This window comes from Nocardia carnea (genome assembly GCF_029868855.1).
GTDB lineage: Bacteria > Actinomycetota > Actinomycetes > Mycobacteriales > Mycobacteriaceae > Nocardia > Nocardia carnea_A.
The window spans coordinates 1-12,330 of sequence record NZ_JARWOV010000037.1 but is presented as its reverse complement, the minus strand read 5'-3'; the positions used below and the strand labels follow the sequence as shown (position 1 = coordinate 12,330).

Below are 12,330 nucleotides of genomic sequence, written 5' to 3'. Positions count from 1 at the left end.
ATACCGTGCAGGTCCCGCCGCCGTGCATCAACGCGTTGTCGACCAGAACCGTCACCGACTCCCGCAACCGCGAACCGGTGATCGGGGCACGCAGCGATTCGTCGCCCGTCAGCGACAACGTGCGCCCCGCCTCCCGGGGGGGCCCTACCCCCCCGCCGCCGCCGGGGGCGCAGAGGACTCAGTGCCCGCCGGCCGACCCGGTGGTGCTCTTGGAGAGCTCGGATTCGTGGCGGGGGGTCTCGATACCGGCGTCGACCGGGACCTCGACCTGGACGGTGCCGTTTTCCTTGAAGTTGAACGCGACGTTGTAGGTCAGGCCGGGGGTGATGTTCTGGGTCAGCCCGGTGATCTCGATCGTGGCGGTTTCCGTTTCCCCGGCTTCGGTGTCGACGGTTTCGCCGGTGGTGTGGGTTTCCGCGCCTGCCGAGGGGGTCGAGACGACGACCGTTTCGGACGGGGCGATTTCGATCTTGTCGCCTTCGGCCGGGGTGATCTTCACCGTGCCGAGGTCGGTGGTGACGCCGGTGAGTTCGTCGGTGGCGGTTTCGCCGGTGTTGATGATCGACAGCGCCAGTGCCGCCTGGCCACCCGCGGTGTTGGTGTGGGTGCCGGATCCCGGGTAGACGATGTGCACATTGCGCAGCGAGATGGTGCCGGCGTCGGCGGTGTTGCCGTTGATCGCAGCGACCTGTTCGGCGGTCTGCGAGACCTGGCCGGCGCTGCAGCCGGACAGGACGATGGCCGCTCCGGCGGCGAGCGCGGCGACCGGCACCAGGCGCCGGCGCCGCCGAGTCGAGGCGACCGGGCTCGCGGCAGTCACAGCAGTCAGGGCAGTCACGGGTTGTCCTCCATGTCCGAGTGGGCGCACTCCAACTAGGCACTGTAGTAGTCGCCGTAGGGGCCGGGATCCACCGGGCGGTGTCAGGGGGTATTGCGGGATGGGGACTGTGTGATTTGTCGCACCTCTCGCCCGGTGGTATCGCTTCCGGGCGGCCGAGCGGGTAATGCTTCGTAACGGTGTTCCGGTGGGCCGTTCGGCCGGCCTCCGGTGGCACCCACCGGCCCCCCGCTGACCGGTAACGATTCGGCTTCCGCGCCTCGGTTCCCGGCCCCGGCGTAGCGCGGTGCCGACCGGTCCGGTGGAGTGGGGTGCCGACACCCGTTCGGCCCCAACGTGATGCACACCAAACACGCCCTGTCAAGCCCCAGTACCTGGTCGTTGTGGCCCTGACCTGCGCAGTTGATCGCGCCGTTATCGAGTCGCGTGTTAAACTGTGAACATCGAAAGGGGCACGGGACACATGATTTTTAAGGTCGGAGATACCGTCGTTTATCCCCATCATGGGGCGGCTTTGATCGAAGCTATCGAGACCCGCACCATCAAGGGTGAGCAGAAAGAGTATCTGGTCCTGAAGGTCGCACAGGGTGACCTCACTGTTCGGGTTCCCGCGGAAAACGCGGAATACGTCGGCGTTCGCGATGTCGTGGGCCAGGAAGGCTTGGATCGGGTCTTCCAGGTGCTGCGAGCGCCGCATACGGAAGAACCCACCAACTGGTCCCGCCGTTACAAGGCCAACCTCGAGAAGCTCGCCTCCGGCGATGTGAACAAGGTGGCCGAGGTCGTGCGCGACCTGTGGCGCCGGGAACAGGATCGTGGTCTGTCCGCGGGCGAGAAGCGGATGCTGGCCAAGGCACGGCAGATCCTCGTCGGTGAGCTGGCGCTCGCCGAGGGGACCGATGACGGCAAGGCCGAGACGCTTCTCGACGAGGTTCTCGCCGCGGCGTCCTGACCGTGTACGAACCGGACGGTGCCGGCCGTAACGCCGGACCCGTCATCGCGTTGGTTCCTGCCGCCGGTCGTGGTGAACGTCTGGGAGCGGATGCTCCCAAGGCGTTTGTCCCGGTCGGCGGCACACCTATGCTCGGGTTGGCTGTTGGTGGATTGATGGCCGCCGGGGTTGTCGACGAGATCATTGTGATGGTGCCCGCCCAACTCGTCGAGGCAACGGCAGCCCTGCTCCCGGCCGCGGCGCCGGCTCGGATCGTGGCCGGTGGCGCCGAACGTACCGATTCCGTGCGCGCCGGCCTGGCGTATGCCGGTGCCGCCGACCACGTCCTGGTGCACGATGCCGCGCGGGCGCTGACTCCGCCCGATCTGATTGCCCGTGTGGTGGCCGAACTGCGGGCGGGCCGCCAGGCCGTCATACCGGCGCTGCCCGTGGTCGATACCGTGAAATCGGTCGATTCCGCCGGTGTCGTGACCGGTACGCCGGACCGTTCCGCGTTGCGCGCCGTGCAGACCCCGCAGGGGTTCGCCGCCGAGGTCCTGCGGCGGGCCTACGAGCATCCGGAAGGCGCGACCGACGATGCGGGCCTGGTCGAACGGCTCGGTATCGATGTGCACACGATTCCCGGCGATCCGCTGGCCTTCAAGATCACGACGCCGCTCGACCTGCGGCTGGCCGAAGCCGTGCTCGACGGGAGGCAGGTGGCCGGGCGATGATGGATATTCGTGTCGGTATCGGCACCGATGTACACCCGATCGAACAGGGACGGGCCTGCTGGATGGCCGGGCTGCTGTTCGACGGTGAGGACGGTTGCGCCGGCCATTCCGACGGCGATGTGGCCGCCCACGCGCTGTGCGACGCCCTGCTTTCGGCCGCCGGGCTCGGCGACGTCGGGTCGGTATTCGGTACCGGCCGCCCGGAATGGGCGGGGGTGTCCGGCGCTGCCATGCTGAAGGAGGTACGGCGGCTGCTCGAAGACTCCGGATACGCGGTTGTCAACGCCGCGGTCCAGGTCATCGGCAACCGCCCGCGAATCGGCCCCCGACGAGCGGAGGCCCAGCGGGTGCTGGGTGACCTGCTCGACGCACCCGTCTCGGTCTCCGGCACCACCAGCGACGGGCTGGGTCTCACCGGCCGCGGCGAGGGTATCGCCGCGGTCGCGACCGCACTGTTGCACTGTCCGGGGCGGCCGAGCGAGCTCCCCGAGGGTCGGTAACCGGACACGATCGGGGACAGCGAAGCCGCTTCACTCAGCACGAGCCGGAGCACCCGGCCGGTGGATCCCGTATGAAGACGTCGCTGCCGATTCCGCCGTGACCCAGGTTCGCCGCCGCGCCGCAAGATCATTGCCGCGGCCACGGCGCGAGCTGTCCTTGCCGCGACGGTGCGGCCGAATGCCGCAGTACCCGTCGTTGCCGCTACCCTGCCCATATCCCGCTGCACCACTTCCGAGTGCAATCCACAAACGAAACTAGGATCGACTGCCGTGACGCTGCGCCTGTTCGACACCGAGAAACGGACCCTGCGTGATTTCACGCCGCTGGTACCCGGACGCGCCTCGGTGTACCTGTGTGGGGCGACCGTGCAGGGTCTGCCGCATATCGGCCATGTGCGCAGCGGTGTCGCGTTCGATATTCTGCGCCGCTGGCTGGCCGCGGGCGGGCTGGATGTGGCATTCATCCGCAATGTCACCGATATCGAGGACAAGATCCTCACCAAGGCAGCCGCCGCCGGCCGGCCGTGGTGGGAATGGGCCGCGACGCACGAGCGTGCCTTCGACCAGGCTTATCGGCAACTCGGGGTGCTTCCGCCCTCGGCGGAACCGCGAGCGACCGGGCATATCACTCAAATGGTCGATTTGATGCAACGGCTCATCGACCGCGGGCACGCCTACGCTTCCGAAGGCAATGTGTATTTCGATGTGCGCAGCTACCCGGATTACGGCCATCTGTCCGGGCATCGGCTCGAGGACGTACACCAGGGCGAAAGCGCCGGGCTGGGCAAACGCGACCCGCGCGATTTCACGCTCTGGAAAGCCGCGAAACCGGGCGAACCCACCTGGCCGTCGCCGTGGGGCCCCGGCCGCCCCGGCTGGCATCTGGAATGCTCGGCGATGGCCGAGTTCTACCTCGGTCCGGAATTCGATATCCACTGCGGTGGAATGGACCTGGTGTTTCCCCACCACGAGAACGAAATCGCGCAGTCGAAGGCGGCCGGCCACGGTTTCGCGCAGTACTGGCTGCACAACGGCTGGGTCACCATGGGCGGCGAGAAGATGTCGAAATCGCTCGGCAATGTGCTCTCCATCCCGAATGTGCTGAAATCCGTGCGGCCGGTGGAATTGCGCTTCTATCTGGGCAGCGCGCACTACCGGTCCATGCTGGAATATTCCGATAAAGCGCTCGCCGACGCTGCCCAGTCGTATCAGCGGATCGAGGCCTTCGTGCAGCGGGTCGCCGAACGCGGTGGTGATATCCCGATGGGTAAATGGACCGACGGTTTCGCCGCCGCCCTGGACGACGATCTCGGTGTCCCGAAGGCGCTCGCCGAAATCCATCACGGCGTGCACGAGGGCAATCGCGCGTTGGATGCCGGTGTGCTCGAGACCGCCCGCGAACACGCGGGCCAGATCCGGGCCATGCTCGATGTGCTGGGTGTGGACCCGTTCGACCCGCACTGGCATGCGGCTGCCGATCATTCGGCCGCCGACGCCGCCCTCGACGTGCTGGTCGGCGCCGAACTGGAACGCCGCCAGCAGGCCCGGGCCGCGAAGGACTGGGCGACCGCGGATGCCGTACGCGACCGCCTGCAGGCGGCCGGCATCGAAGTGACCGATACCCCGAACGGCGCCGAATGGTCGCTGGGCACACCTACTCCTGGAAAGGCGGGCTGATGGCCGGCAATTCACAACGTCGTGGTGCGATCCGCAAGGGCGGCAGCAAGAAGGGGCAGGTTGTCGGTTCCGGCGGGCAGCGCCGCCGTGGCCTGGAAGGCCGCGGGCCTACGCCCCCGGCGGAGCAGCGCACCAAACATCCTGCGGCGCGCAAGGCCGCCGCGAAAGCGCGTGCCGCCGAGAAGGGTTCGACCGGGCGCGGTGCCCGTCCGGCCGGCCGGCGCGGTGACGACGGCCCCGAGCTGGTTCTCGGCCGCAACCCGGTGACGGAATGTCTGCGCGCCGGGGTTCCGGCGACAGCGCTGTACGTGGCTGTGGGTACCGAGAACGACGAGCGACTCACCGAGAGCGTGCGGATCGCCGCCGATACCGGAATATCCATTCTCGAGGTGCCGCGCACCGATCTGGACCGCATGAGCTCCAACGGGTTACACCAGGGACTGGCGCTGCAGGTGCCGCCCTACCGGTACGCGCATCCGGACGATCTGCTCGCTCGTGCTCAGCAATCGGCGGAACCGGCGCTGTTGGTGGCGCTGGACAATATCTCCGATCCGCGCAACCTGGGCGCCGTGGTGCGCTCGGTCGCGGCGTTCGGTGGGCACGGTGTGGTGATCCCGCAGCGGCGCAGCGCCAGCGTGACCGCGGTGGCCTGGCGGACCAGTGCCGGGGCGGCGGCCCGGCTGCCGGTTGCTCGCGCCACCAACCTCACACGGACGCTGAAGGATTGGGCCGCAAAGGGGGTCCAGATCGTCGGCCTGGACGCCGGCGGTGACACCTCGCTCGACGATTTCGATGCGACCGGGCCCACGGTCATCGTGGTGGGGTCCGAGGGTAAGGGATTGTCCCGGCTGGTCCGGGAGACTTGCGACGCCGTCCTGAGCATCCCCATGGCGGGTCCGGTCGAATCGCTCAACGCCTCTGTCGCGGCGGGCGTAGTGCTGGCCGAAACAGCACGGCAGCGCCGCGTCTGACCTCGCAGCGCGGCGGCGGGACCGGCTCCCGACTGTGCCGCTCGGTAGCGGTGGCAGGGTGGTTCGGCCGCGGCGCCGCATATCGACCCGAACGGACCTTCCGCGCCCGCGCGGGGTGCGGGGCCGCGGTTGGCGACCCGCGGTACTGCGCCGACCGGTCCGTAACTTCCGCCGATCGGCGCCCCGGTGCTGCCCTGGACCGCGGTGATCGGTCCGCACCCGGTCCCGGTCAGCGGGTGGTTCGACACGGATTCGGTCGCGCCCGGACCGCAAAACCGCCACCGCACCGTAGAATTCGTTCTGTGGTGATACCCAACACGCCCATCGGTAAGCCGGTCGAGCACCCGTATGCGACGGCGGTGCTGTTCCTGGGTGCGGTCAGCCTGCTGTGTTTCGGGCTGACCGGGCCGGTGGCCTGGGCGATGGGTAAACGCGCGCTGGATCAGATCGACGAATCCGGCGGCGCCTACGGTGGCCGCACTCAGGTCGTGGTCGGGTTCACACTCGGTGTCATCGGCACCATCCTGGCGGTGCTGATGGCGCTGCTGTTCGTTCTGGTGTTCATCACCGGCGGCTGACGGCGATCAGTCCAAGCTCTGCTGTCCGGTCCATTTCCCGGGCTCCCAGGTGGGCCATTCCTCGCTGATCGAACCCGACCAGGTGGGCTGGCGGCGTTCCCGGAAGGCCGCCATCGCCTCGCCCGCGTCCCGGCCGTGGGCGATGTGATCGTTGAGATCGGCCTCCAGTTGTGCGACCGTCGCCGGTTCCAGGCCGACGCCCTCCCAGAGCAGGCGCTTCGACAGGGCCGCGCTCAGCGGCGCCGATCCGCCCGCGATATCGTGCGCGACTGCCATAGCGGTCGGCACCACCTCCGCCGCGGGCAGGCAGGCGTTCGCCAGACCCATCGCCTTGGCCTCGTCGCCGTCGAACGTGCGGCCGGTGAGCAGGATATCGGCGGCATTCGCGAGGCCGGCCAGCCGCGGCAGGGTCCAGTGCGCATAGCCGTCCGCGAGCACTCCGCGCCGCACCTGGCTGAGTGCGTAGACCGCATCGTCGGCCAGGTATCGCAGATCGCATTGCAACGCGAGCGCCAGGCCGACACCCACGGCATGCCCGTTCACCGCCGCGATCACCGGTTTACGGATCCGGAACGGGGGTGGATCGATACTCGCGCTCACCTCGCCCACCCGATCGGACAGGTCCGCGCCGGCGCAGAACGCCGGCGGTGTCCCGGTGATCACCACTACCCGGATCGCGTCCTCGGCATCACACCGCTTCAACGCCGCCCCGAGTGCTTCGGTCATGGCGGGGTTGAACGCGTTCTGCTTGGCCGGCCGGTTCAAGGTGAGGACGGCGATGCCCGCTGAGACATCGACGAGCAATTCCGAACTCATGGTGGGGAGTTTATTGGTGAACGGCCGCGCCCGGGGTTCCGGGCCGTAATTACCGCAGGACTTTACGGCTGATGGCGTATTTGTGGACTTCGGTGGGGCCGTCGTAGAGACGGAACGGGCGCATATCGCGGAAGATCATTTCGACGACCGTTTCGTCGCTCACCCCGATACCGCCGAGGATCTGGACACAGCGGTCGGCGACCTTGAACAGTTCCTCGGAGACGAAAGATTTCGCCATCGAGCTCTCGTGGCGGGCTTTTTCACCCTGGTCCATGAGCCAGCAGGTATGCCAGATGGTCAGCCGGCACTGGTGCAGGGCGATCTCGTTGTCGGCGATCATGAAGGACACACCCTGGTGCTCACCCAGGGTTTTACCGAAGGCAGTGCGGGTCTTGGCGTGGTCGATGGCGATGCTCTGGGCGCGTTCGGCGGCGCCGAGCCAGCGCATACAGTGGGTGAGCCGGGCCGGGGCCAGCCGCAACTGGGCATAACGCAGGGCTTGCCCCGCTTCGCCGAGCAAGGCGGATTTCGGCAGTGTGAGGCCGTCGAAACGAACAACGCAGTGGCCGGCCACGTAGTTGCGGTCCATGGTGTTCATGGTGCGTTCGATGACGATGCCCGGCTGGTCGCCGTCGGTGAGGAAGAGAGTGGGGCCGGCCGGGAGATGCGGGTTCTCGGCGAGTTTGGCCATGATGATCCAGGTCTTCGCGCCGTTCGCGCCGGTGATCAACCATTTGCGCCCGTCGATGGTGAAGTTCTCGCCGTCGAAGGTGGCGGTGGTGGCCAACTGGGCCGGATCCGAGCCGGCACCGTCGGGTTCGGTCATGGCGAAGACCGACCGCTGGTGACCGTCGATGACCGGTTTCAGGTAGCGCTCGGTCTGGTCCGGGCCGGCGATCTTGGAGAGCAGGAACATATTGCCCTCGTCCGGCGCCGCGCAGTTCATCGCGACCGGGCCGAGGGTGGACCATCCGGCCGCTTCGTAGAGAACGGCCTGTTCGACGTGGGTGAGGCCGCGGCCGCCGAGTGCAGCGGGCGCCTGAATGGTGAGCAGGTCCTCGGCGCGGGCCAGTTCCACGAGCTCCTGCCGGAGCTCATCGGTGGGGCCGTGCGCGGTGAGCCGAGGGTCGCGCTCGTAGGGCACGATTTTCTCGGCAACGAACTGCCGGATCCGGTCGCGTTCGGCGGCCAGGTCGGCGGGAATCGTGAAGTCGATCATGTGGTGCCCTTCGTTCCGGAAGCGTCGCGCACGAGCATACGAAACCCCCACCCCCCGACTGAAGGCACCTGCCCGCAGCATTGTGAACACCCTCGCCGCCGACCGACCGGTCCCAGATACAACATCAAACCTTCCCGGCAGGCTCACCACCCCATGGGTGGGGCCCGCCCCTGGTCTGGAGCGACGGCGCGGGGGAGCGGAGCGAAGGAGCGAAGGAGTGAAGACCAGGGGTCACGAGGGCCCCACCCGCGAGCCGCGGAGCGGCTCCAAAATCACAGCCCGCGCCTCCGCGGATGGTCAACCCCGATCGCAGGTCCACAGTCCCCCGCCCCCTGCTGGGCGCGGCGCCGGCCGAGAGCCGGCCGAAGAGTGCACGAGTTGACAGGGCAGCTCCCGCCATGGGTGAAGAGCGGCTCCAAACCACAGCCCGCCGCTCCGTGGTTGGTCGACCCGACCGGAGGTCCACAGTTGCCGGGGCGCGGCGCCGGCCGAGAGCCGGCCGAAGAGTGCACGAGTCGGCAGGGCAGCCCAGCCCTCGCCTCGGGGGAGGAGCGGCTCCGAAATCACAGCCCGCCCCTCCGCGGAAAATCTGCCCCGAGCGCAGGGGTCGAACAGCCCCCGACCCCGCACCACCGGAGACGGCGCCCCGGTGCATCGAAGGAGTGAAGGCCATGGGTGCCCCGACGAGCGCTACCAAAGTACAAGCCCGCCCTTCACCGATGGTCTACACCCGGGATACCGAGACGCCCGCCCGCCGGCCCAGGAGGCGGCGCGACGAATTCCGCCGGGCGCCGACCACCCGGCAGATCAGGTAGATCAGGAACGAAATCGTAGTGACGAACGTCGACACCGGAGCCCCGGGCGCCAGCGACAGCAGGATTCCGCCGACCGCCGAGACCTCGGCGAAGATCACCGCGAGTACCGTGGCCCGCACCGGGTCGGCGGTGAGCTGCGCCGCGGCCGCCGCCGGAGTGATCAGCAGAGCGAGCACCAGCAAGGCGCCTACGATCTGCACGCCGAACGCCGCGGTGATTCCGAGCATCACCGCGAACAGGATCGACAGGGCGCGCACCGGGACCCCGCGGGCCACCGCGACCTCGGGATCGGTACTGGCGAACAGCAGCGGCCGGTAGACGACGGCAAGGACCGCGAGCACCGCCGCGGTGCAGGTGGCCAGCAGAGTGAGCCCGCTGAACCCGACGCTGACGACCTGCCCGGTGAGCAGCGAGAATTTCGACCCCGCGCGTTCGGGGCCCAGCCACAGGAACAGCACCGAGAGGCCGAGACCGAACGACAGCACCACCGCGATCACCGAATCGCGTTCCCGTGCCCGGGTGCCGAGGACGCCGAAGAGTACCGCCGCGACCACCGAACCGGCGATCGCGCCGATACCGACCCCGGCGCCGACGAGGAGTGCGGCGGCGGCGCCGGTGAGCGAGAGCTCGCTGGTGCCGTGTACGGCGAACGACATCTGTCGGCTGATGATCAGCGGCCCGATGGCCCCGGCGAGCAGGCCGAGCAGTGCCGCGGCGAGCACGGCCTGCTGTACGAAGTCGTAGCCGAGCAGGTGAACGGTGGTCTGCAGATCGAAGATCTCGGCCAGCACGTCGGAGAGCTTGTCCATCTAGATGTGTGCCTGTCGGAGTTGCCGGCCGGAGTCGGTGCCGGCCGGATCGGGGGTGTGCGGGGTGCCGGGGTCGCCGTGGCAGTGGGCGCCGGCGGTGCCGAGCGCGTCCATTGTGTCGCCGGTTCCGACCACGACCAGCCGGCCGCGGACGCGCAGCACATCGACCTCGGTCTGATACAGCTCCGACAGCACCGCCGAGGTCATCACCTCGTCCGGGGTGCCGATCCGGAACTTCCCGTCGACCAGGTAGAGCACCCGGTCCACCAGCGGCAGGATCGGGTTGATCTCATGGGTGACGAACAGTACGGCGGTGCCGTGTTCGCGGCGCCGCCGGTCGATCAGGCCGGATACGAGTTGCTGACTGGCCAGGTCGAGGCTGAGCAGGGGTTCGTCACAGAGCAGGACCGCTGGGTCGCCGACCAGGGCCTGCGCCACCCGCAACCGCTGCTGTTCGCCGCCGGACATGCTCTCCAGTGGGGCGCGCGCGAATTTCTCGGCACCGACATCGGCGATCGCGGCGGCGACCTTGCGGCGGCGTTCGGCACGTCCGCGCAGTCCGAGACCCCAGCGGTGCCCGTCCACTCCGAGACCGACCAGATCGGTGCCGCGCAACTGCACACCGGCGTCGATGGTGCGCTGCTGCGGGATGTAGCCGATATCGGGATGCCCGGCGCGCGGTTCGGCACCGCCGATACGGGCCCGCCCGGCGGACAGGGCGAGCTGGCCGAGCAGTACCCGGAGCAGGGAGGTCTTACCGGACCCGTTGGGTCCGAGCACGGCGATGAACTCACCCCGGGCGACACTCAGATCCAGGTCATGCCACAGGATGCGGTCGCCGAAGCCGAGGGTGGCCGATTCGAGCGCGACAGCCGCGAGAGCACTGTCACCCTCGGCCGCTCCGGCGCTGTGGCCGTCCGACGCCACCGCGCCCTTCTCGGGGGGCGCTTCGGCGCCCTGCCTGCCGCGCAATGTGGGGCTTTGTACGCCGGGAGACCCGGCCGGCTGTGTATCGCCCGCGGACGGTCGCGACCCGTTGCCGGTCGAGTGCTCATCCTGGCCCGTTGCCGTCGTACCTGCGGGCAGGTCCGTATCGGTGCCGGATGGTGTGCCGCGACCGTTTGCCGACGCGGTTTCGCTCATCGGTTGCATCCGTTCGTCGCTCTCTGGCCGGGGTCAGCCGACGGCGTCGGCCAGCGCCTCGGCATTGCGGGTCTGCCAGGCCACGAAATCGAGCCCCGGCGGCAGCGTCTCGGTGACCTCGACCACCGGGATACCGGCCGCTTCGGCCGCCGCTCGCAGATCCTGGCTGACCTTGTCCTCGGTCTGGACGTTGTAGACCAGCACCTCGACCTGCCGGCCGGTGATCAGATCGCGGGTCGCGGCCACGGCCGCCGGAGCGGGGTCGGTTTCCTGTTCGATCGCTTCCTGGTAGCCGCGCGGTGTCCGGTCGACGGTACCGGCGTCCTGCAGCAGGTAGTACGCCAGCGGTTCGGTCTGCAGCACCGGTGTGCCGGGGTGTGCGCCGGCGGTCCGGGTGGTGAGGGTGGTGACCGCGTCGAGCCGGCCGGTGAACTCCGCGGCTCGGTCGGAATAACCCTGTGCGTGCTCGGGATCGAGTTCGCCGAGCGCCGTACCGATCTGCTCGGCCACCAGCGCGACGGTCTCCATGTCGTACCAGACGTGCTCGTTCGTATCGTTCTGGATCGCACTGTCGCGAGTCGCGACGGCTTCGACGGCGCGCTGCCCGCGGCCCTCGATCGCCTTCGCCATGAACTCGTCGTAGTGGCCGCCGTTGTACACCACCAGATCGGCGTCGCTGATCTGGGCGGATTCGGCGGCGGAGGTCTCGTGGGAATGCGGGTCCGCGGCGGGATCGGAGATGATCGCCGACACTTCGGCGTCCGGTCCGGCGACCGCGCTCGCGATATCGGCCCAGACGTTGGTGGACGCGACCACCTGCGGTTTGCCCGAATCTTCCCCGGAGCCGCCGCAGGCGGTGAGTGCCGCGGCCGTTGCCACCCCGACAGTGAGCAGTAAGGCGCTGCGGGCAGATTTCAGAGACACGGCGTACCTACCAAAGAGTTTAATGGAAATCGTTTCCGTTTTACTTTAGCAGGCAGCAGGAGACCCTCCGAACCGACCGTCCAGTGTGCAACGGCCCCGCGGGCAGTGACACTCGGCCCTCCGTTCGGCTCGCGAGACCCCCGGGCCGAACGGGCGCGCGGACAGACCGTTTCATGGCATCGCTCGACTCGGCACTTCCGCCGGGATGTCCGGTTCCTTGTGTCCGATCCCACGGTGTAGGCCCGCCGGGCGGTTCGTCCCGGGGCCCCCCCGGGCGGGTGGGGGGGGGCGGGGGGGGGGGGGCCCCCGCAGGGGGGGGGGGGGCCCGGCCAGCGGGGGGCCGGGCCGCGCGCCCGAGGGGGGGGGGGGGGGGGG

At 68.8% G+C, this 12,330-nt stretch carries 12 protein-coding genes and 1 pseudogene; 6 read left to right on the top strand and 7 right to left on the bottom strand.

Going from position 1 to position 12,330, the window contains the following annotated elements:
• A pseudogene (locus tag QH195_RS02950) lies at positions 1-142 on the bottom strand (sensor histidine kinase); the annotation flags it as partial.
• A gap of 36 nt (positions 143-178) precedes the next feature.
• Complete coding sequence (locus tag QH195_RS02945) at positions 179-838, bottom strand: hypothetical protein (RefSeq protein ID WP_280434242.1); 660 nt, start codon at positions 836-838, stop codon at positions 179-181.
• A gap of 463 nt (positions 839-1,301) precedes the next feature.
• Here QH195_RS02945 and carD point away from each other — a divergent pair, with 463 nt between their 5' ends.
• The 6 genes from carD to QH195_RS02915 all read left to right on the top strand — a co-directional run bounded on the left by carD (position 1,302) and on the right by QH195_RS02915 (position 6,229).
• A complete protein-coding gene (gene carD, locus QH195_RS02940; protein WP_011206964.1) occupies positions 1,302-1,790 on the top strand; it encodes an RNA polymerase-binding transcription factor CarD in 489 nt (162 codons plus the stop codon).
• Positions 1,791-1,792: 2 nt separating this feature from the next.
• Positions 1,793-2,503: a 2-C-methyl-D-erythritol 4-phosphate cytidylyltransferase gene (ispD, locus tag QH195_RS02935; protein ID WP_280434241.1), complete on the top strand. Its 711-nt coding sequence runs from the start codon at positions 1,793-1,795 to the stop codon at positions 2,501-2,503.
• Between the two features lie 5 nt (positions 2,504-2,508).
• Positions 2,509-3,003: a 2-C-methyl-D-erythritol 2,4-cyclodiphosphate synthase gene (ispF, locus tag QH195_RS02930; protein WP_280420731.1), complete on the top strand. Its 495-nt coding sequence runs from the start codon at positions 2,509-2,511 to the stop codon at positions 3,001-3,003.
• Between the two features lie 270 nt (positions 3,004-3,273).
• Positions 3,274-4,680, top strand: a complete 1,407-nt coding sequence (gene cysS / locus QH195_RS02925; protein ID WP_280434240.1) for a cysteine--tRNA ligase — start codon at positions 3,274-3,276, stop codon at positions 4,678-4,680.
• Positions 4,680-5,651 (top strand): 23S rRNA (guanosine(2251)-2'-O)-methyltransferase RlmB, encoded by a 972-nt coding sequence (gene rlmB / locus QH195_RS02920; protein ID WP_280420661.1) that lies wholly within the window; start codon positions 4,680-4,682, stop codon positions 5,649-5,651. Before cysS ends, rlmB begins: the two co-directional genes overlap by 1 nt.
• Positions 5,652-5,953: 302 nt before the next feature.
• Positions 5,954-6,229: a DUF4190 domain-containing protein gene (locus QH195_RS02915; RefSeq protein ID WP_280420660.1), complete on the top strand. Its 276-nt coding sequence runs from the start codon at positions 5,954-5,956 to the stop codon at positions 6,227-6,229.
• Between the two features lie 6 nt (positions 6,230-6,235).
• Here QH195_RS02915 and QH195_RS02910 read toward each other — a convergent pair whose 3' ends face one another.
• From QH195_RS02910 to QH195_RS02890, 5 genes are all read right to left on the bottom strand, one after another.
• Positions 6,236-7,045 (bottom strand): enoyl-CoA hydratase/isomerase family protein, encoded by an 810-nt coding sequence (locus QH195_RS02910; RefSeq protein ID WP_280420659.1) that lies wholly within the window; start codon positions 7,043-7,045, stop codon positions 6,236-6,238.
• Between the two features lie 49 nt (positions 7,046-7,094).
• Positions 7,095-8,264, bottom strand: coding sequence for an acyl-CoA dehydrogenase family protein (locus tag QH195_RS02905; protein WP_280434239.1), 1,170 nt, complete (start codon positions 8,262-8,264; stop codon positions 7,095-7,097).
• A 724-nt stretch (positions 8,265-8,988) separates the two neighbouring features.
• Positions 8,989-9,888, bottom strand: coding sequence for a metal ABC transporter permease (locus QH195_RS02900; protein ID WP_280420657.1), 900 nt, complete (start codon positions 9,886-9,888; stop codon positions 8,989-8,991).
• A complete protein-coding gene (locus tag QH195_RS02895) occupies positions 9,889-10,719 on the bottom strand; it encodes a metal ABC transporter ATP-binding protein (protein ID WP_280420730.1) in 831 nt (276 codons plus the stop codon). It abuts the gene before it with no gap.
• Between the two features lie 345 nt (positions 10,720-11,064).
• Positions 11,065-11,955, bottom strand: a complete 891-nt coding sequence (locus QH195_RS02890) for a metal ABC transporter solute-binding protein, Zn/Mn family (protein WP_280420656.1) — start codon at positions 11,953-11,955, stop codon at positions 11,065-11,067.
• Between the last annotated feature and the right edge of the window lie 375 nt (positions 11,956-12,330).